Origin of the sequence: Kineothrix sp. IPX-CK (assembly GCF_039134705.1) — a bacterium.
In the GTDB taxonomy this organism is placed as follows: domain Bacteria; phylum Bacillota; class Clostridia; order Lachnospirales; family Lachnospiraceae; genus Kineothrix; species Kineothrix sedimenti.
Map to the genome: position 1 here is coordinate 1,550,350 of NZ_CP146256.1, position 19,977 is coordinate 1,570,326.

The 19,977-nt window shown below is 44.3% G+C and carries 17 protein-coding genes; 15 read left to right on the forward strand and 2 right to left on the reverse strand.

Annotated features, from left to right (window positions below):
• Positions 1-186: 186 nt before the first annotated feature.
• The 4 genes from V6984_RS07285 (at position 187) to V6984_RS07300 (ending at position 4,840) form a co-directional block, all read left to right on the forward strand.
• The gene (locus V6984_RS07285; protein ID WP_342759122.1) at positions 187-882 is read left to right on the forward strand and encodes an ABC transporter ATP-binding protein; all 696 of its coding nucleotides are present in this window, start codon (positions 187-189) and stop codon (positions 880-882) included.
• 2 nt (positions 883-884) lie between these two features.
• Positions 885-2,573, forward strand: coding sequence for an ABC transporter permease (locus V6984_RS07290; protein ID WP_342759123.1), 1,689 nt, complete (start codon positions 885-887; stop codon positions 2,571-2,573).
• Positions 2,574-2,721: 148 nt separating this feature from the next.
• Positions 2,722-3,849: an aldo/keto reductase gene (locus V6984_RS07295; RefSeq protein ID WP_342759124.1), complete on the forward strand. Its 1,128-nt coding sequence runs from the start codon at positions 2,722-2,724 to the stop codon at positions 3,847-3,849.
• A gap of 460 nt (positions 3,850-4,309) precedes the next feature.
• Positions 4,310-4,840 carry a CarD family transcriptional regulator gene (locus V6984_RS07300; protein ID WP_342759125.1) on the forward strand — a complete coding sequence of 177 codons (531 nt, stop codon included), beginning with the start codon at positions 4,310-4,312 and terminating at the stop codon, positions 4,838-4,840.
• A gap of 79 nt (positions 4,841-4,919) precedes the next feature.
• On the opposite strand, the gene V6984_RS07305 is transcribed toward V6984_RS07300, so the two are convergent.
• On the reverse strand, positions 4,920-6,575 hold the full coding sequence (locus tag V6984_RS07305) for a collagen-binding domain-containing protein (RefSeq protein WP_342759126.1): 1,656 nt from the start codon (positions 6,573-6,575) through the stop codon (positions 4,920-4,922).
• 264 nt (positions 6,576-6,839) lie between these two features.
• Between V6984_RS07305 and V6984_RS07310 the strand changes: the two genes are divergently transcribed.
• From V6984_RS07310 to V6984_RS07320, 3 genes are all read left to right on the forward strand, one after another.
• Complete coding sequence (locus V6984_RS07310; RefSeq protein WP_342759127.1) at positions 6,840-7,343, forward strand: flavodoxin; 504 nt, start codon at positions 6,840-6,842, stop codon at positions 7,341-7,343.
• 152 nt (positions 7,344-7,495) lie between these two features.
• On the forward strand, positions 7,496-8,098 hold the full coding sequence (locus V6984_RS07315; protein ID WP_342759128.1) for a sigma-70 family RNA polymerase sigma factor: 603 nt from the start codon (positions 7,496-7,498) through the stop codon (positions 8,096-8,098).
• Positions 8,098-8,865: a DUF6320 domain-containing protein gene (locus tag V6984_RS07320; protein WP_342759129.1), complete on the forward strand. Its 768-nt coding sequence runs from the start codon at positions 8,098-8,100 to the stop codon at positions 8,863-8,865. The genes V6984_RS07315 and V6984_RS07320 overlap by 1 nt, the downstream gene beginning before the upstream one ends.
• Before the next feature lie 14 nt (positions 8,866-8,879).
• On the opposite strand, the gene V6984_RS07325 is transcribed toward V6984_RS07320, so the two are convergent.
• Positions 8,880-9,587 carry a FadR/GntR family transcriptional regulator gene (locus V6984_RS07325; protein ID WP_342759130.1) on the reverse strand — a complete coding sequence of 236 codons (708 nt, stop codon included), beginning with the start codon at positions 9,585-9,587 and terminating at the stop codon, positions 8,880-8,882.
• Between the two features lie 223 nt (positions 9,588-9,810).
• Between V6984_RS07325 and V6984_RS07330 the strand changes: the two genes are divergently transcribed.
• The 8 genes from V6984_RS07330 to V6984_RS07365 all read left to right on the forward strand — a co-directional run bounded on the left by V6984_RS07330 (position 9,811) and on the right by V6984_RS07365 (position 19,822).
• Entirely contained in the window at positions 9,811-10,791 is a 981-nt protein-coding gene (locus V6984_RS07330) for a DUF5692 family protein (protein WP_342759131.1), read from the forward strand.
• A 38-nt stretch (positions 10,792-10,829) separates the two neighbouring features.
• Positions 10,830-11,498: a hydrogenase nickel incorporation protein HypB gene (gene hypB / locus V6984_RS07335; protein WP_342759132.1), complete on the forward strand. Its 669-nt coding sequence runs from the start codon at positions 10,830-10,832 to the stop codon at positions 11,496-11,498.
• Between the two features lie 69 nt (positions 11,499-11,567).
• On the forward strand, positions 11,568-14,363 hold the full coding sequence (locus V6984_RS07340; protein WP_342759133.1) for an FAD-dependent oxidoreductase: 2,796 nt from the start codon (positions 11,568-11,570) through the stop codon (positions 14,361-14,363).
• A gap of 16 nt (positions 14,364-14,379) precedes the next feature.
• Positions 14,380-14,721 carry a hydrogenase maturation nickel metallochaperone HypA gene (locus V6984_RS07345; RefSeq protein ID WP_342759134.1) on the forward strand — a complete coding sequence of 114 codons (342 nt, stop codon included), beginning with the start codon at positions 14,380-14,382 and terminating at the stop codon, positions 14,719-14,721.
• Positions 14,722-14,857: 136 nt separating this feature from the next.
• Positions 14,858-15,256 carry a hypothetical protein gene (locus tag V6984_RS07350; protein ID WP_342759135.1) on the forward strand — a complete coding sequence of 133 codons (399 nt, stop codon included), beginning with the start codon at positions 14,858-14,860 and terminating at the stop codon, positions 15,254-15,256.
• Positions 15,257-15,507: 251 nt separating this feature from the next.
• Entirely contained in the window at positions 15,508-18,135 is a 2,628-nt protein-coding gene (gene ppdK / locus V6984_RS07355) for a pyruvate, phosphate dikinase (protein ID WP_342759136.1), read from the forward strand.
• A gap of 162 nt (positions 18,136-18,297) precedes the next feature.
• Complete coding sequence (locus V6984_RS07360; RefSeq protein WP_342759137.1) at positions 18,298-18,690, forward strand: AraC family transcriptional regulator; 393 nt, start codon at positions 18,298-18,300, stop codon at positions 18,688-18,690.
• A gap of 7 nt (positions 18,691-18,697) precedes the next feature.
• The gene (locus V6984_RS07365) at positions 18,698-19,822 is read left to right on the forward strand and encodes a hypothetical protein (RefSeq protein WP_342759138.1); all 1,125 of its coding nucleotides are present in this window, start codon (positions 18,698-18,700) and stop codon (positions 19,820-19,822) included.
• Positions 19,823-19,977: the final 155 nt, after the last annotated feature.

Sequence of the window (19,977 nt, forward strand, 5' to 3'; positions counted from 1 at the left end):
CATCCTTGCGGCGTTTTCCCTGAGAGCGTCGGTTTCCTTAAGAAAATACAAGCCGCTCACTAAAGGAGGCAAAAACAGACACACCGTGGAAAGTTTTAGCTAAGTTATGAAATGGCACATAAAATTGGTGAAGGTAACGAGTTTCGCAATTACCTATTAAATTAAAATTATGAAGGGAGAAGATTTTTGAAGGTTATATTGAAAGCGGAAAACATTATTAAGGATTTTGAAAAGGAAAGGGTTATCAAAGGCGTTTCTTTAGATATTTACGAAAATACATTTACGGCGATACTCGGCCCCAGCGGCTCAGGAAAGTCCACCCTGCTGAACATCCTGTCGGGTCTTATACGTCCTACACAGGGAAGTGTGAAGTACGGGGAGGAGATGATGACTACATGGTCCGAAAGAAGGCTTGCCGATTGGAAACGTACCGAAGCCGGGAACATATTTCAGGAATATCTGCTGTTAGAGAATCTGACGGTGGAAGAAAATATAAAGATTGGCATCAGCTCCAAAAAGGGTGCCCTTTCTTTTGAGCGTTTAGTTCGTATTCTCGAAATCGACGACATATTGGACAAATTTCCGGCACAGCTCTCCGGTGGTCAGAAGCAGCGCACAGCAATCGCACGTGCAGTTATCAAAGGTCCTGGCCTTTTGTTTTGTGATGAAGCTACGGGAGCTTTGGACGAAGAAAACAGCAAAAAGGTAGTAGGGCTGCTGCATGACCTAAAATCGGTCTTCGGTATCGCCGTTTTGTTCACCACACATAATCAGCAGATCGCCAAAACGGCAGACCGCATTTTGACGATGAAGAACGGGATGATATACCAGGACGTCCGAAACGATGCTCCGATAACGGCCGATGCCATGATATGGGGGTAAATATGAGACTATTGTATAAGCAATTAACAAAGGAAGTGTGGAAAAATAAGGTATTTGTATGGCTGCTGCTTCTACTCACCTTTTTAAGCGCACTTTCTTTTTATTTTGTAAGATTTTCTATCGACGGCAACACGGCCGTACTGGAATCGCTTCCGCGTCTTAGCGCAAATCAGGTGCAATATAAAAATGCGTTGGCTTCCAATACATCATTGGCATATACCTTTTTCTTTTCCATGCTGGGTCTGACTTGTTTTGTTTTCTTTATGTTTTTTTACCGCTTTTTCGGCTCGAATACAAAGGCCTTCGGGTGTCTGAAAGCTTTGGGCTTTACGGATAGGTCGCTGGGTTTTTATTTTGTGTTATTTACTGCGGTGATGTCTGTTACCGGTTCTCTTGCCGGGCTGACGGGAGGATATTTTTTATCGGACATTCTGGTAAAGGCCAACATGAGAACCTATTCCGTTACGGGACTTATAAAGGGCATTGCTCCTTTTACCATCATGGAGGGATTCTTGGGTGCGGCGGTGATTCTTTGCCTGAACGCCTTTCTATGCTATTTCTTTATACGGGGCAAGGAGCCGGGAGCATTAATTGCGGGAAAAAAGGGAAGCGGCGTTCGAAAGACCTTATTGATGGCCGATAGAATTGTGAAGTTTCTTCCTGTAAAAAATGAATTCCCTCTTCGGATTGCATTAAGAAAGCCCCTTGCAGTGTCTCTTATCTTTGTGGCGGTAACGGCCTTCAATGTTTGTGTTATCTTGGGGCAGTCCTTGAATTCCAGCAGTCAAAAGGTTTTCAATTCTCAAATGATGGGCCATAATTATGATTTCGATACGAAGTATCCTGCTTACATGGAGGACCCCCTGCCGTTTGAAGGATTGTCCTACCTCTATCATGAAGCCGGATTGATGGCGGGCGGCTATGAGATAGAGCAGACAATAATCGGATTGTATGGTTTGAACGGATTATATGAGCTTCAGGATATGGATAAGAGGCTGATGTCCGTTCCCGATGCGGGCAGTATCTATATTAATCCGGGGCTGGCGGAGTTGTATGGAGTCCGGAAAGGAGATTCTCTTGCTGTTTTTATAGACGGCAGGGAATATACTTTTGTCGTAGCCGGAGTTGCTGCTAATGCAAAGGCTGAAAGCATTTTGGCAAATGCAGCACAGCTGGCGGAGATAATGGGAATACCGGCAGGAGCCTATAATGGCGTCTGGACCATGGAAAAACCTGCGGGCGGAGGAGAAACGACAGATAGGGAACAACGTATCCTCGGGTTGGAAAAAGATGAGGTATCGAACAATACCAGTGCTGTCATCAACCAAGTCATCGGAGGAATCGTAGGTGGAATCCTACTGTTCTTGGCAGTTTATGTAAATTTCCAGGATAATAAGCGGGATATGGTGATTTTGAATTTAATTGGTTATTCGCTTAAGGATATCAGAAGGATGCTGGTAGATATCTACAGACCCATTTTATGGACGGCTTTTTTTCTGACGATCATTCCAAGTATATCGATGGCCGGGTTCATCCAGCGGTCACTGTCCGTTTCAATTAAGGATTATATACCGTTTGGAACGAATGCCGTAATAATTGTTCTGATATTTATTTCGCTGAATATCATATACACATTGGGGCAGACAGTACTTTTATACAATATACGAAAAAACATTAAAAAATGGGTATAAAAATTTTTTTGAAAATTCTCTTGACTTAAACTTAACTCCAAGGTGTAGTATTTTAATAAATGGAAAATAAAAGCTTTTAACGAGTGATTTTCCGATGTCCCAAGAAAGGGTGATATATATTAATTTGCGAAACAATAGGGAGAAAGGTGTGGTTATTAAGATGAAGAAACTGGGCTTTGGTTGTATGAGACTTCCCATGAGGCAGGGGGAAAATGAATTGGAAGTGGACTATGAGCAGTTCAATCAGATGATCGACGCGTTTTTTAAGGAGGGTTTTTGCTATTTCGATACTGCCCACGGCTATATCGGAGGGAAGAGTGAGACGGCGATCAGAGATTGTCTGGTAAAGAGGTATCCGAGAGAGTCTTACATCCTTACCGACAAATTGACTTCCAGCTATTTCCAGAAAGAGGAGGAAATTATCCCATTATTTGAAAGGCAGCTTGAGAATACGGGGGTAGAGTATTTCGATTATTATCTGATGCATGCCTTGAATTCCGATTATTATGCGAAATACGTAGAGTGTCATGCCTTCGAAGTTGCCAGGCAGCTGAAGGCTGAAGGCCGGATCAGGCATATCGGTATTTCTTTTCATGATAAGGCGGCGGTGTTGGATAAGATTCTAAGCGAACAGCCTGATATCGAGGTGGTGCAGATACAGTTCAACTATGCGGATTATGATGATCCGGGTATTGAAAGTTATCTCTGTTATCAGGTATGCGAGAAGCATAATAAGCCGGTTATTGTAATGGAGCCGGTGAAAGGCGGCGGACTTGTGAATTTGCCGAAGGCGGCGGAGATTATTTTGGATGAGCATAGAAAAGGAGCGAGCTATGCAAGCTACGCCATTCGTTTTTGTGCTTCCTTTGACAAGGTGTTCATGGTTCTCAGCGGAATGAGCACGATAGGGCAGATGGAAGATAATCTCAGCTATATGAAGGATTTCGTTCCTTTTACGGATGATGAATTCGAGCTGATAGGGCATATCAGGGAAATAATTAAGAATCAGGACATGATTCCATGTACAGCCTGTAGGTACTGCGTGGACGGATGCCCCGTACATATAGCGATTCCCGACCTTTTCGCGTGTTACAATGCCAAAAAACAATATAACGATTGGAACAGCGATGTCTATTACAGCGTGAGTACCAAGGATGCAGGAGCGGCTTCCGACTGTATCAAATGCGGAAAATGCGAGAAGGTTTGTCCCCAGCATATAAAAATCAGGCTGAATCTGGAGGATGTCAGCGAGATGTTCGAGAAGAATAGGCAGTAATATAATTTAGTTCAATATATTAAAAAAAATCATATCGAGCTTGTTCAGGAGTCTCATAATGAGTATCTTGAATAAGCTCTATTTTTATCTTATAGGATTAGGATGTCAAAAAGACCTTTTGACACTCTAATCCTTATAGGGAAGTACGTCCTACAAGGAGATTTTGAAGATCCCAATTATAGTCCTCATCAGTCCTAAATAATGTATTACCTATTTGAAAAAATAATAAAAATATAAATACAAAAAAATAATAATATTGTATTTTTTATATAATTCATTAAAACACTTACAAAAAGTCATAAAATTTGTTATAATAATAAATATAGAATAAACAACTAGTAATTATTGGGCAGACGGAAGGATGCGGTTCACTCTAATTCACTGAGTGTAAGGATTCCTTTTTTAGTTATATTAATAATGATGGTAATAATAATCAGACAAGAATATAGGAGTAATATAAATGTTTAAAATCGGTGATTATGTAGTAGTCAACTCAAATTATGGAATATGTAAAATCGAGGATATTGCATATTTAGATATTTCTATGGCCGCCAAGGATGAACTTTATTACCTTATGATTCCATTGGAAGAAGCAGGTGCAAAAATATATATTCCGGTAGGGGGAACTAAACATAAAATCCGCAAAGTTATTAATGAAGAGGAAGCGTGGAAAATAATTGATGAAGTTCCGGAAATAGAAGAAATGCCGATTGATGACAGCAGATTATGCGAAAAAAAATATAAAGAAGCCATCCAAAGCTGTGAGCCTGAAATATTAATCAGTATTATTAAAAGCATGTATTACAGGATGAGAAAAAGAGGTTCGCAAGGAAAGAAGGATACAGTTATAGATGAACGTTACTTTAAGATTGCAGAAAATAATCTATATGAAGAGCTGGCCTTTGCTTTAGGAAAGAATAAAAATGAGATGCAGAAATTAATTATAGATAAAATTAAGAAAAAAAATTTGCCCTCATCCGACCGTGAATGACCTTGTCAATGAATGGCAGAATGATTCGATAAAAGGCGCAGGGATTCGTTTCCTGCGCCTTTAAGGTGTAAATCAACCTTTACTCCATCATAAAGTTAGATACTCCGATATTATTCAGTGATATATTCGGTTTACATCTGTAGTTTCTTCTGAAATTCTTTGACGGACATACCTTTAATAAATAACTTCCGCTGTATGGAACTTCGAATTCAAAGTACCCAAAGCAAGGTACACATTTGTATGATAATAAAACCTGAGTGTTACAGAATATCTGATAAAGCCGCAGCTCCCACTCATGCTCGCTGCAGCAGGAGCATCCCTTGATATAACCGGCGATGAGCCCCGGGGTAATCATACATACCGGACAGGGCGGACATTCCGGGCATATGACCGGCTCCGGACAAACCGGACAAACCGGACAAGGCGGACATTCCGGGCAAGTAACCGGTTCCGGACAAGTCGGGCAGACCGGGCAAGGCATAGGCTCCGGGCAAGTCGGGCAGACCGGACACGGCATAGGCTCCGGGCAAACCGGGCAAGGAAGCGGTTCCGGGCAAGTGGGATAAATCGGGCAAGGAGCTGGTTCCGGACAAACCGGACAAACAACAGCCTCAGGACTAACCGTACTGGGAGCAGTCTCCGGGGGTGTAGGCAGAGGCCGCATTGTTTCAGGAACAGGGGTGGTAGGAGCAGGAACAACTGATTCTACGGTTTCGCACATTACGCCTCCGACAAAAGGCGGAAGATGGAATTCGAAACCGCTGTTTGGATTTACCGCAAATGAATTCAGGGCAACATTGCCGGTAATATGCCCCCCTGTCGAGTGAGCGTGGAACATGGCTTGTGGAGCCAGAATGCTTCCCCAGATTGCAGCAGGAACTTCCATAAATATATTTTTAGCGTCCTCAAATACATAGAGAGTATGGTCTGCTCTGCCCCGTTCTCCCATAAGACCATATTGCAGATGTGCATTATCTCCCGTTCTCAACTTTATAATAACCAGGCTGCCTTCCGGTACTTCGGCACGAAGTCCCTTCTTTAAAATACCATTTGGAACATCAATCTGGAATACATTCTGCTGCGGATCGTTACCGCGAAGAATCCATTCGTGGAAATTATCGATGATTTCCCCGTTTGCAGGCAAATCTTCAATACAACTCTTATAATTCTCAATACTGTTTCTCGCATTCCTGAAGAAACCGGAAGTATCTGCGTTAATCCGGCTTGCAGGAATAAATCTTGGTACATCGTAGCTCGGGATAACAAAGTGATCCCCTTTTTCGCTGGGCTTCCAATAAGGGCTGCCGGAATCGGAGTGATATAAAGACTCTAATTGTTGTACCTGTCCGGGTTCTCCGCTTTTACCTATTAAATAGGTACTTCCCTTGTCAGCACGGAAGTTGCCTCCTGCAACAACATGGCCAACCACGCCCAAAGGGCCGTTCATTGAAACGTTATTCCCTACAAGAAATCTTACCATATCAGGGGAATAGCCTATATCTACCGGTTCTAAACCGGATCCAAAGGAAAGACTAAGGCCTCTAGGGCTGACAAAGTTTCCGCCAACAGCCATTGCGCCGCTAGTGTCCACGATGTTATTAGCATTGCCGAAAACAATAGCGTTAAATTGAGAAGCGACGCCAAAGGGCTGCCCCGTAACATCGTTCCAGCTAATATCGTCATAGGGAATGCCTACTTTTGATGTAATCATATTACTGGTAATATTATAATCCAATCTAATCTAACTCCTATGAAATACCTTGGATTTCATAATCCTCATTCTTACTACAATGTATTCAAAAAGGGGATAATCGTGCAAACGATGAGGGATTTTAGCAGGAATAATTTTATGTCGTCGAAAAATATTGTTAAAAAATTAATTATTCTTGCCTTGGACGAAACTCCAAGTCATAATTGTACTTAAAGCCAGTACGCTGTACCGGTAGATAATAGTTAACATAAGTAAGCTATGGATAAAATGTTTTTAGGAGGAAATAACATGTCAAAAGAGTTGGTCGCATATTTTTCAAGAAAAGGTGAGAATTATGTAAATGGTGCAATAAAAAGTCTGGATATCGGAAACACAGAGGTAGCTGCGAAGATGATCGGTGATATGACGGGAGCCGATATGTTCCAGATTGAGCCGGTGAAGGAGTACAATCCCGATTATAATATATGTATAGAAGAAGCGAAGCGGGATAAGGGCGCAAATATCAGGCCGGAGTTTAAGCATGCGCCGGATGATATTTCGGCATATGAAACGATTTACCTTGGTTACCCTAATTATTGGGGGACCATGCCGATGCACGTATGGACTTTTCTCGAAAAATATGATTTTACAGGAAAAACAATTAAACCGTTTTGTACTCATGAAGGAAGCGACGTAGGAAGCAGCGAGCAGGATATTAAGACGCTGTGCCCGGATGCTAAGGTTGAAAGGCCGCTTTCCATACACGGTGCGAGTGTGAACGAAGCGAAAGATGCCATAGAAAAGTGGATATAAAACGCAGAGGAAAAAGCTTGATGAATATTGATAATTTAGTTTTGTAAAATAAAACGGCGGATTTGATCTCATTCAAAATCGCCGTTTCTTCATAGTCAATCTGCCGAGACATTCGATTTAAATAAAAAAATTTAAAAAGTGTGTAACGTTTTGTGATTATTCCCGCACTTATTAATGTAACGGAAGTAAAAGGAAGAAAAGTGTGTGGATTTATTCTGTCATGTAAGGCTGAGGCCGGTGTATGCGGTGCCATAGGGGGTGTGGAGTTGGATAAGCAGAATATGGAACAAATCTATGAGGAGAATGTTTCTGTCGTATATAAATATCTATTCTGCCTGACTCAGGATTCTTATTTGGCAGAAGAGTTGACCCAGGAGACGTTTTATCAAGCGATAAAGGGGATTCAGAAGTTTCGCGGAGACTGCAAGATATCAGTCTGGCTCTGCCAGATCGGAAAAAGGCTGTGGTATAAGGAGCTGGAGCGGCGGAAGAAAAAAACGGTGTCCATCGATGAACTTACCGAAAAGATCTCCGAGGAGGACTTGGAGGAACAATATCTGATGAAATGCGACAAGGTAGAATTGTTCCGGAAAATATACCGGCTGGAGGGAAGGGTGAGAGAGGTCATGTATCTTAGACTTACCGGAGAATTGAGTTTTGCGGAAATCGGCGAAATTATGGGAGTGACGGAGAACTGGGCAAGAGTAACCTTTTACAGAGGAAAGCAAAAGTTATTGAAGGGAGAGGATTCATAATGGAAAAGAATATTGATTGTGCGGTAGTAAGGGATTTGCTTCCAAGCTATGTGGAAAGGCTGACCAGTGAGGAGACCAATAAGGTGATGGAGGAGCATTTTGCAAATTGCGAAGACTGTGCTTTAGAACGGGATACGATGATGAAGACGATTCATGATACGATTTCGATTGCCAAAAAAAATGAGAAGGTAGTAAACTATTTGAAAAAAACAAAAACATTATATGTTTTGAAAGGATTTGCCTTATCGATGGGGATTATAGCTGTTCTTGTCTCCTTTATTGTAGACATTGCAGTGAACAGGCGTCTCACCTGGTCCTTGATCGTCGATGCCGGCATCGCCTATGTTTATGCCTGCGGGCTGCCCCTGGCAATCAGCAAGAGGAACAAAATCGTGAAAATGACGGCAGCTGCCAGCATTCTTCTGCTTCCGCTTCTGTATGTAATAGAATATGTAGTGAATGACAACTATTTAAGCCAGCCGGTTTACTGGGTAAGGGAGTATGCTCTGCCCATCGGTGTTCTCTGGGTCGCGATTGTCTGGGCAGCCATACTTATCATACGTTTTACCAAGGTAAATGTCTGGACTGCCATAGGAATATTTTTATTGCTTGCAGCCGTGGGTTCCGCGGTTACCAATGCAATTGCGGATCAGGCTACGCTGAAAGAAATTTATACAACAGGATATGAATGGATCGATACGGCGGCTTACCTGCTGTGTGCTGCGGTATTCCTGTTCTTCGGTTATGAGAAGCGCAGGAAAGAATAGGCCGCCTTCTCTTGCTATTCGTAATAAATTTTGCGGCTGCCGTTTATGGTTTCCCCTACGGAGTGCTCAATCCAGTGGACGGCTCCGTCTATATCCCGGTCATGAATGAAGGACCAGAGCTTATAAGTATTTTGATATAGGGCGGGGATTCCATACAGCGTGCAGAAACGTTCCCAAAGCGTGAATACCGGAGCCTTAAAGGATTGAAAGATTAAAGGTATCAGTGCATTTTGGGACAATACGGCGAATTCATGCTGAAATTCGAACGCAGCCTGAGATGCCCCGGCGATCGAGGCGGCATCCCGGATGCGCTCTGTTTTTTCCAACAATAATTGAACCTCTTCATTGGTAATGCGTTTGATACATTGCTGCGCGGCAAGGGTATCTAAGGCAATTCTGACTTCGAGAATTGATCTTATTTCATCATTTCTCAGCTTTCCCCCATTATATTTCATAATAGAAAGCAGAGTATCGAGAGTCCCAGTCCTACGGTAGTCGGCGACGAAGGTGCCGACTCTGGGTTTTACGATGAGAAAGCCCTTTTTTTCCAACTCGGTAATACCGCTGTTGACCACCGCCCGGCTGACCTGCATAGCTTCTGAAAGCTGCCTTTCCGGCGGAAGCTTCTCCCCGATTCCCAGCTTGCCGGATAAAATCATATGCTCTAATTGCTCTACGAACAGCTCCCTAAGAGAAGGGGAGCTTATTTTTTGAAATTCCATAAACCTGACCTCCATACAGTATACTGGTTTGACCACATACCAGAATTGGTTATTCTAACATTATATTGTACGAAATGACTAAAATCAATAACAAAATTTTAGTATAATGTAGAAAGGTATATAAAGAATTGACTATTTTCCGTAACAATGATAAATTTATATCAAGAAGAGAACGAAAAATAAGTGCTGGTATGACCAGCATAACAAAGGAAAGGTGAGAGATATGTTTACATTTAATTATGAGGCGGGAGCAACCGGCTTAACGTCGTGGCTCATGTGGTTAGTGGTTTTTGCAGCTTTATTTGCACTGAATGAGGTGTCCAGAAGGTACAAGGTAATGGGAATCGTATGTTTTGTCGTACTTCCCGCCGTTTTATCCGTGCTGTGGTTTACGGTTTTATCTGATACCACTTATACGGATTGGTTCCATCTTGCGAAGGTATATTCCTCCACGGCCGGTTGTATCGGCTTCTGGTGTATCCGTCATCTTCACGGAACGAACAAGAAGACGGGAAAAGAGTGGAGACTTTCCGAGAACAAAATTGCACTGTGTTTCCCCCCTTTGATTCTTGCGATCAATATCTGTGAGGCGATAGCCCGCGATCTGGAGGTAGGAATGAATTATGTGGGCGGCGGAATGTTAGTGGATGACGCGCAGTATGTGATCGGCGGACCTTGGAATTACATGAATGCGATTGCAGGTATTTTGAACATCATCACGATCACCGGATGGTTCGGCATCAAGATAAGAAAAGCGACGGCTAAGGATAAGAGCAGAGATATGATCTGGCCCGATATGCTCTGGTTCTGGATTATAGCATATGATCTTTGGAACTTCGCATATACATATAATTGTCTCCCGGGACATTCATGGTACTGCGGCTTTGCACTGCTGCTCGCGCCTACTCTTTGTGCATTTACCCTGGGAAAAGGTGCATGGCTTCAGCACCGCGCTCAGACGCTTGCGCTTTGGTGTATGTTTGCCCAGACGTTTCCTGCATTTCAGGATACGGGAATGTTCTCCGTTTCTTCGACCTACAATACGACCATTTACTTTATCGTAAGCTTCCTTGCAATGGCGGTTAACATTGCGGTATTGGTTTATATGATTTATAAAGTAGCTAAGACGAAACGCAATCCTTATAAGGCGGAATTGTACACGGATATCGCAAAATATAAAGAAATCGCAGCTTTAGCAGAATAAAAACAATGCCGTACTTTGGAAGGAGCAGGGCAGCATAGATGAAAGAATATAGAGTACTGGAAATTAAACAAAGTGTATTTGAAGATAACAATAAACAAGCCGGCTTACTAAGGCAGAAATTAAAAGAAGAAAAGATATTTTTACTCAATCTTATGTCTTCGCCCGGTGCGGGTAAGACGACCACACTGACACGTACTATCGAGTTGCTTAAGGATAAGCTGCGCATCGGCGTAATGGAGGCTGACATAGACTCGGACGTAGATGCGGCTGCGATCGCAAAGACGGGAGCGAAGGTCATTCAGCTCCATACGGGCGGCATGTGCCATCTGGATGCGGATATGACGAAGCAGGGGCTGGAAGGCCTGGGAACGGAAGAGGTGGATCTCGCAATCTTGGAGAATGTAGGCAACCTCGTATGTCCGGCGGAGTTCGATACCGGCTCGGTAAAGAATGCTATGATCTTAAGCGTGCCCGAGGGAGATGACAAACCGCTTAAATATCCCTTGATGTTCAGTATTTGCGATGTACTTCTGATCAACAAAATAGATGTAATGCCGTACTTTGATTTTGACTTACAGGTCTGCATAGAGCGGGCCAAGAAACTAAACCCGGATATTCAGGTCATTCCGGTTTGCGCAAAAACGGGAGAGGGAATAAAGGACTTTGCTGACTGGCTTTATAATGAGACTAAAAAATGGCGGTCGTAAGAAAGGTTATTACTGTTCACATAAGAACGTGATTCAAGAGATGATTTCTGCTTAGCAGAGCGGATTTACATGCAGAAATCATGCGTTGCTGAGAACGGAGTGAACAGTAACGAAAGGTTAAATGAGATGAAAGATATTACAAAAATGATTTTTCCCGAGTGGTATAAATGCCAATATAACGAAAAGGTACTGGCTCTCGCAAATCATATCGGACGTAAAAAGCCGGGGGCTAAGAATGCCTATAAATGGGATGACCCGGAATACATCATCCTCGAAGCCGGAGTAAATGACGAAATGGCTGAGGTGGGTTTGGGACTGGGTGTTTGCGAAAAACGAACTACCAGAGAAATTGCTAAACTATTAAACAAACCGGAGGACTATTGCCATGAACAGCTGATGAAGCTGGCACAGTATGGTGTATGCTTTGTAAATACCAGGGATGGAGAAGATATATTCTGGGCGGAGACATGGATTCCGGGAACGATGGAAATGATTGTAAACAGCAGGGAAAATGTGGAAAAGTATCCGATCATCGGCTATGCCATGGAAGCCTATGGACGTGTAAGAGGACCTATGAGCGCCGGCTCCTTCCCTCCGGGTGTAGGACTTATGCGCGTTATTCCCATAGAAACGGCGATTGATGGAAATACCCGCCGCGCTTCCTATGAAGAAGTATCTAGGTATTTGAATGAAAATGATATTTTTACTGTTACCGACTGCTCCTGCCGTACTGACCGTGAAATCATGGGTGAAGGCTGCGGACATCTGAAGGAAGATATGTGTATCCAGATGGGCCATGCTGCGGAGTACTATATCAAGACGGGGAGAGGGCGTCAGATCACGAGAGAAGAAGCCTTTGAAATCATCAGGCGTGCGGAAGAAAACGGACTGATGCACCAGATTCCCAATATTGACGGTTCAGGAAAAACCCATGCTATTTGTAACTGCTGCGGCTGCGGCTGCCTTTCTCTCAGAACTGCAACGATGTTCAAGAATAATGACATGGTGCGTTCTAATTATGTGGCGAAGGTAGATCCTGAAAAGTGCGTTGCCTGCGGGCAATGCGTGGAAAACTGTCCGGTTAATGCTTTGAAGCTGGGACAGAAGCTATGCTCTTCCAAACCGGTAACAAGCGATATTACCACAAGGGAAACTCCCCGGGATATGGAATGGGGAGAAGAGCATTGGAACCCGGAATACCGTACTAACAAAGAAAACGTAGTGGATACGGGAACTGCTCCGTGTAAGACCAATTGTCCCGCGCATATCGGTGTACAAGGGTATATTAAACTGGCATCCCAGGGGAAATACAAGGATGCACTGGAGCTGATCCGTCATGAGAATCCGCTTCCGGCAGTATGCGGACGTATCTGTAACAGACGATGTGAGGATGCGTGTACCAGAGGCGATATCGACGCTCCCATCGCTATCGATGAAATCAAAAAATTCATCGCCAAACAGGAACTGGATAAAGAAAACCGCATAATCCCAAAGAAGCGCCATGATTACAGCAATAAGAAAATCGCTATTGTAGGTGCGGGACCGGCAGGCCTTTCCTGTGCATATTACCTCGCTTTGGACGGTTATACCATCACGGTATTCGAAAAGGAGAAAAGGCTCGGGGGTATGCTGACCATGGGAATTCCCAGCTTCCGTCTGGAGAAGGACGTGGTGGAAGCGGAAATAGATATCATAAAGGAAATGGGCGTCGAGTTCAGGACGGGCATCGAGGTAGGAAAGGACGTTACGTTGGGAGACCTGAGAAAACAGGGCTATGATGCGTTCTATCTGGCAATCGGAGCTCAGGGCGGAAGAAAAGTAGGCATCGAGGGAGAGGATGCACAGGGCGTTATGTCAGGTATTGAATTCCTTCGTATGGTAAATCAGGATAAGGAAGCGAGAATAAGCGGCAAGACCGTAGTAGTAGGCGGTGGAAATGTTGCCATAGACGTTGCAAGAACAGCAGTCCGTGCCGGAGCGGATTCGGTGATTCAGTGCTGTCTGGAAAGCAGAGAGCAGATGCCGGCTTCTAAAGATGAAATCATGGAAGCGCAGGAGGAACACATCGAGATACGAAATAGCTGGGGGCCGAAACGTATTTTGACAACGGACGGAAAGGTTACGGGAATCGAGTTTAAGAAATGCATCCGGGTATTCGATGAGGAAGGAAGATTCAGTCCTCAGTACGATGAAAACGACACGATGACGGTGGAGGCGGATTACGTACTTCTTTCCGTTGGACAGTCTGTTCTCTCAGGAGATTTGTTAAAAGGTTCCGCGGTGGTAACGAGGCCTAACGGAACGCTGGAAGCGGATTCCTTTACTTATCAGACGGCTCAGGAGGACATTTTCACAGGCGGTGATGTATATACAGGCCCTCGCTTTGCCATTGACGCGATTGCGGCGGGCAAGCAGGCGGCTATTTCCATCCATCGTTTTGTACATCCGGGACAGAGTCTCGTATACGGGCGGGATCGTCGTATCTTCAAAGAACTGGATAAAGAGGCTGCGATTATAGAATCCTATGACAATACGCCGCGTCAGTGTCCTGAAAATATTAAGTCCGACAAGAAGGCGGAGGAAAGTTTCCGTGACTTAAGAGGAACCTTTACCGAGGAACAGATGCGCAAGGAGACAGAGCGCTGTCTGGGTTGTGGTGTAACGGTGGTGGATTCCTACATGTGCGTAGGCTGCGGCCAGTGCACGACAAAGTGCAAGTTCGATGCGATAAAGCTGGAGCGTGTTTATAACGGAGAAGGCGTTGCCTTTACGGACATGAAGCCGGTGGTAGTGAAGACTATTATTAAGAGAAAAGGAAAGATTGCGGTTAAAAAAGTACAGAATGCTTTTTCCAAAAGCAAGTAAAAGGAGCTGAGCAAAATTGCATGAGCTAGGTGTGGTGATGGAAGTGGCAAGAGTGGTGGAAGCCTTCGCAAGAGAAAACGAAGTGGAGGAAGTCGACACTATCGTATTGCAGGTGGGAGAGCTTTCTTCCATGGTTCCCAAGTACATATACGATGTTTATCCGGCCGCTGTGGATGGAACTATGCTGGAAAATACCAAGCTGGACATAGAAATTATTCCCGGTAACGGCAAGTGCGGAGAATGCGAAACAGTTTTTAATATACTGGAGAACCGTGCAGTCTGCCCTAATTGTCAATCGGCGCAGTTCGAGCTGCTGAGCGGAAGAGAATTTTATATTAAAGAAATTGTCTGTTATTAAGGACAGATATGGAGCAGCGGTATATGAGAAAGAAAGTTATCGCGATACATGCCAGCAGCCGGAAGAGAAATACCTACCATCTCCTAGAGAACCTAAGGGAGGAGCTTGCAGCCTATGACATCGATGTGGAAATCCTATGCTGCTCGTCGCAGCTACCGCTGGTTCGGGACTTAAGAATACGCTAAACTATCTGGAGGATACAGCGCTGCAATGGGGGGCGGTCCCTGCCGGAAAAATTGGAAGAAGCGCGGGCAGCCGGGAGAAAGCAATTGAAAAAAAGGAATACAGCAGATTCGTGGAATACCTCAATATGGATATGCACCGGTATAAACCCGGCATGAAAGAACTGATAACTTTTGAAGTAAAAAAGATTCTGGCGGAAAAAGTTCTGGCGAGAGACAAGAAATATTGGGAGGAAAAGCAATGGCTGGATAAACCTTATTATTTTGAGGCTTCCATCCATCCGTTAAAAAAGGCCTCGGCTTCCTTATTCTATAAGTTTCTCTCCGGGAAAATAAAGAGTGTAGAAGAGTAAATTGTTGTTAATTATTTCACAATTAATTCGTATTTCTTAAATATTTGGAATAATTTGGAAATATATCGAAAAAACTGTGCAATTTTGGGAATATATGATATAATAGCTCTACGATTATCAAACGAGTTTGCACACAGAATGAAGAGCGCCATTTGGCGTTATAATATACCATGGACGTTTAACGCTCATGGTATATTACGTCTGTGTGAAACAAAAAAGAAAAATGACAAAAGGATGAGAAAGGAAAAAGTATGGCAAAGTGGGTGTACTTATTTGAGGAAGGCAGCGCGGAGATGAAGAATCTTCTGGGAGGAAAAGGGGCGAATCTTGCGGAGATGACAAAGCTCGGACTCCCGATTCCCCAAGGATTTACGGTAACTACAGAAGCGTGCACTGATTATTACAAAAAGGACAGGCAGATTGCTCCCGAGATCGAGGCTCAGATTTTTACAGCGCTCGAAGAATTGGAGCGGAAGCAGGAGAAAAAATTCGGAGATACGAAGAATCCTCTTCTTGTATCTGTCCGCTCGGGGGCGCGTGCTTCCATGCCGGGCATGATGGATACGATTTTGAATCTGGGTCTGAACGATGAAGCGGTGGAGGGATTCGCCAGGAAGACGGGAAATCCCAGATTCGCTTATGACTCTTATCGTCGGTTTATTCAAATGTTCTCCGATGTGGTCATGGAAATACCTAAATCCAACTTTGAAAAAGTCTTGGAGGAAATGAAAGAAAGCAGAGGAGTGCGTACCGATGCGGAGTTAACGGCACAGGACCTTAAGGAGACAACGGAACGTTTCAAGCAGATATATAAGGATCAAAAGGGAGAGGGCTTCCCGCAGGAGCCGAAGAGACAATTGATGGAGGCGGTAAAGGCAGTATTCCGCTCATGGGATAATGATCGCGCAATCGTTTACCGCAGGATGAATGATATTCCGGGAGAATGGGGAACTGCGGTCAATGTACAGGCAATGGTATTTGGCAACATGGGAGAAACCTCGGGAACCGGCGTGGCATTCACGAGAAATCCGTCTACGGGAGCAAAAGGAATCTTTGGAGAATATTTGATTAATGCGCAGGGAGAGGATGTTGTAGCGGGAATCCGTACTCCTCAGCCAATTACGAAGCTGAAAGAGGAACTGCCGGAATGCTATGAGCAATTCTTAGAGACGGCAAACCGCTTGGAAGCTCATTATCGTGATATGCAGGATATGGAATTCACCATCGAAAACGGCAAGCTGTTCTTCTTACAGACTAGAAGCGGTAAGCGTACGGCGGGAGCCGCACTGCAAATAGCCTGCGATCTTGTAGATGAAGGAATGATCAGCCCCCGCATGGCAGTTCAGAGAATCGAGGCGAAATCCTTGGATCAGCTGCTTCACCCGAATTTCGATGAGGAAGCGTTAAAGGCCGGTCAGGTAATCGGACAAGCACTCCCTGCGTCTCCGGGTGCAGCTGCCGGAAAAGTATATTTTCACGCGGAAGATGCGGTAATGGCTCATGAAAGAGGAGAAAGAGTCATTCTGGTGCGTCAGGAGACCTCTCCGGAGGATATCGAAGGAATGCATGCGGCAGAAGGAATTCTTACTGTAAGAGGCGGAATGACCTCCCATGCGGCGGTTGTTGCGAGAGGAATGGGTACCTGCTGTGTATCGGGCTGTGGTGAAATCGTAATCGATGAAAATGCGAAGATCTTTGAACTTGGCGGCTGTAAGTTTGCGGAAGGGGATTACCTTTCCCTGGACGGCTCTACCGGTAAGATTTATAATGGAGATATTAAGACAGTAGAAGCTGGAGTCACAGGTAATTTCAGGCGTATTATGGCTTGGGCGGATGAGCTGCGTACCTTGAAGGTGCGGACTAATGCGGATACTCCTGCGGATGCGCTCAATGCGATTAAGCTGGGAGCGGAGGGAATCGGCCTTTGCCGTACGGAGCATATGTTCTTTGAGCCTGATAGGATCCCTAAGATTAGAAAGATGATTTTATCTGAAACGGTGGAGGCGAGAGAAGCGGCTTTGGCAGAGCTTATTCCTTTCCAAAAGGGTGATTTCAAAGGAATGTATGAGGTGATGGAGGGAAGACCGGTAACGATCCGCTTCTTAGATCCCCCTCTTCATGAATTCGTGCCTACGGAAGAAAAGGATATCGAGCAAATGGCAGAGGAGATGGGACTGCCCGTAGAAAAGGTAAAAGCGGCTTGTGAGGCGCTTCACGAATTCAACCCGATGATGGGCCACAGAGGCTGCCGTCTTTCTGTAACTTATCCTGAAATCGCCAGAATGCAGACGAGAGCAGTAATGGAAGCGGCCATAGAGGTGAAGTCGGAAAAAGGCTTTGACATCGTGCCGGAGATCATGATTCCTCTTGTAGGGGATAAAAAGGAACTTAAATTCGTGAAGAATGTGGTTGTGGAGACAGCAGAGGCTGTAAAACGTGAAAAGGGTTCAGACATCCGGTATCAGATAGGAACGATGATAGAGATACCCCGTGCAGCTTTACTGGCGGATGAGATTGCGGAAGAAGCGGAGTTTTTCTCCTTCGGAACTAACGATCTGACACAGATGACCTTCGGGTTTTCAAGGGATGATGCAGGCAAGTTCCTGTCGGCGTACTATAAGAGTAAAATTTATGAATCCGATCCTTTTGCCAAGCTGGATCACAACGGCGTAGGGCAGCTGATAGAGATGGCGGCTCAGAAGGGAAGAAAGGCACGTCCCGGACTGAAGCTGGGAATCTGCGGCGAGCATGGCGGCGACCCATCCTCTGTGGAGTTCTGCCATAATGCGGGCCTCGATTATGTGTCCTGCTCTCCTTTCAGAGTCCCTATTGCAAGGCTGGCAGCGGCACAGGCGGCCATTAATAATAATGAAAACTAAAAGGAATCAACTTTAATTTTGTGAGATTGGCTGCGTAACTGCAGCCAATCTTAAATTATTACTAATTAAATGGTATCTTAACATCCTTAAAAATGCCGAGAAAGTTTTCTGTTTGTATGGTATATTGAACTTACTTCATGAAGGGAATTAACGGTACACGGAATGGATTACTTTTTAACGATAAGCTCGATTATCATTTATGTTGAAAACAGGGTAGAGGAAAAAATTGATTATAAGGAGCTTGAAAGGGCGACTGGCTTTTCTATTGCACATATACGGGACATATTTGTAACGAAGACCGGAATTTCTCTTTCACGATATATTCTTCTCCGGAAAGTTTCCAATGCTGCTTATGAGATCCTATATAATAATCAGAGCATTATCGATATTGCCACCAAATACAGCTTTGCAAATTACGACAGTTTTACACGCGCATTCAAGAGAGTGACGGGGCTTACGCCTTCCGATTTCAGAAGAAAGCGTCCGCCTGTGGGAAGGATAAAACTATGTGCAGGCGCATTTGGTATAGGCATACTCGGTATAAAGAAAGGGTGATAATATCATGAATAAAGAAAATGAATTAAAAAATGAACAGCACCATGAAACCGGAACAGTATTATATGGAATATCCAAGGTAGAATACGGTGCGGGGGGATGTACGCCATATCCGATGTGTGTGAAAAGCTGCGCAAACTATTTAGGTCAGGATGTGGGAATAGATTTTTCCATGGCAGCCTCGGGAGCAGCTTTTCGCTTAACATGGGAAGCAGATGCGTGGAACGGAGGAAATGTGGACGTCATTCATACCTTTGACGATCCTGAGGAGGTGTATAAGCTGGGGGTGGAAGCGTTAGGGCGTGAATTTCACATCATAACGAGAACTAATACCGCATGTGATGTAAAGCTTAGTATGAATTGCTCGGATAAGAAGAATGATTTTATCCATTTTATTAAGAAAAGGATAGATGCCGGATTTCCCTGTATTGCCCTCGGAATCATCGGACCTCCGGAGGCCTGCATTATTGCCGGCTATAGGGATAATGGAGAGACGCTGTTTGGATGGAATTTTTTTCAGGATTCTCTTGAGTTTGCCCGGGATGTAAAGATAGATGAGTCCGGCTATTTTATATCGGGAAAATGGTGGGAAAACAACGATACGATAGCTATAATTTCTATTGGTGAGACAATAAAGCAGCCAATCTCAACTAAAGAAATTATTGAAAATGCAATAAGAGTAATGACCGGGCGACTGGATAAAAAATCAGGTAAGATCTTTGCGAAAGGTATCTTTGCTTACGATGCATGGAGGGAAGGGATACTGAACGAAGCCGACTTTCCAAGGGATGCGGTCTTACCGCTTTTGGCAGAGCGCCTCATGTGCCATGGAGATGCGATGGACTGTCTTGCGGACGGGCGGAGCAATGCGGCCGTTTATATGAAAAAGCTGTCGGAGGAAGAGGAAGAGCACAGCGATAGCTGCAGGAGGATAGAGCAGCATTTTTCCAAGGTGGCAGCGAATATATGGAGCATGGCGGAGATTCTGGGAGGATACGAGAGAAACGAGAAGCAATTGAAGAATTTTGCCAGGCCTGAAATAAGGAAGCAGCTGGCAGTGCTGATTGAGGAATGCAAACAAGAGGACAGCAAGGCGCTTGAGGAACTGATTCTGCTTTCCAAAGTTTTGTGATGCTGTACATCGTTTGACAAAGTCTTACATGCCCTGAACCATGGAGTTTTCCTGATTTTTCGTGCATTATCTTTTAACTCAACTCCATCCCCCGATATGTTCCTATGGAACATGTCGGGGGTATATTTTTGTATAGAGTTTACTATTTGATAGAT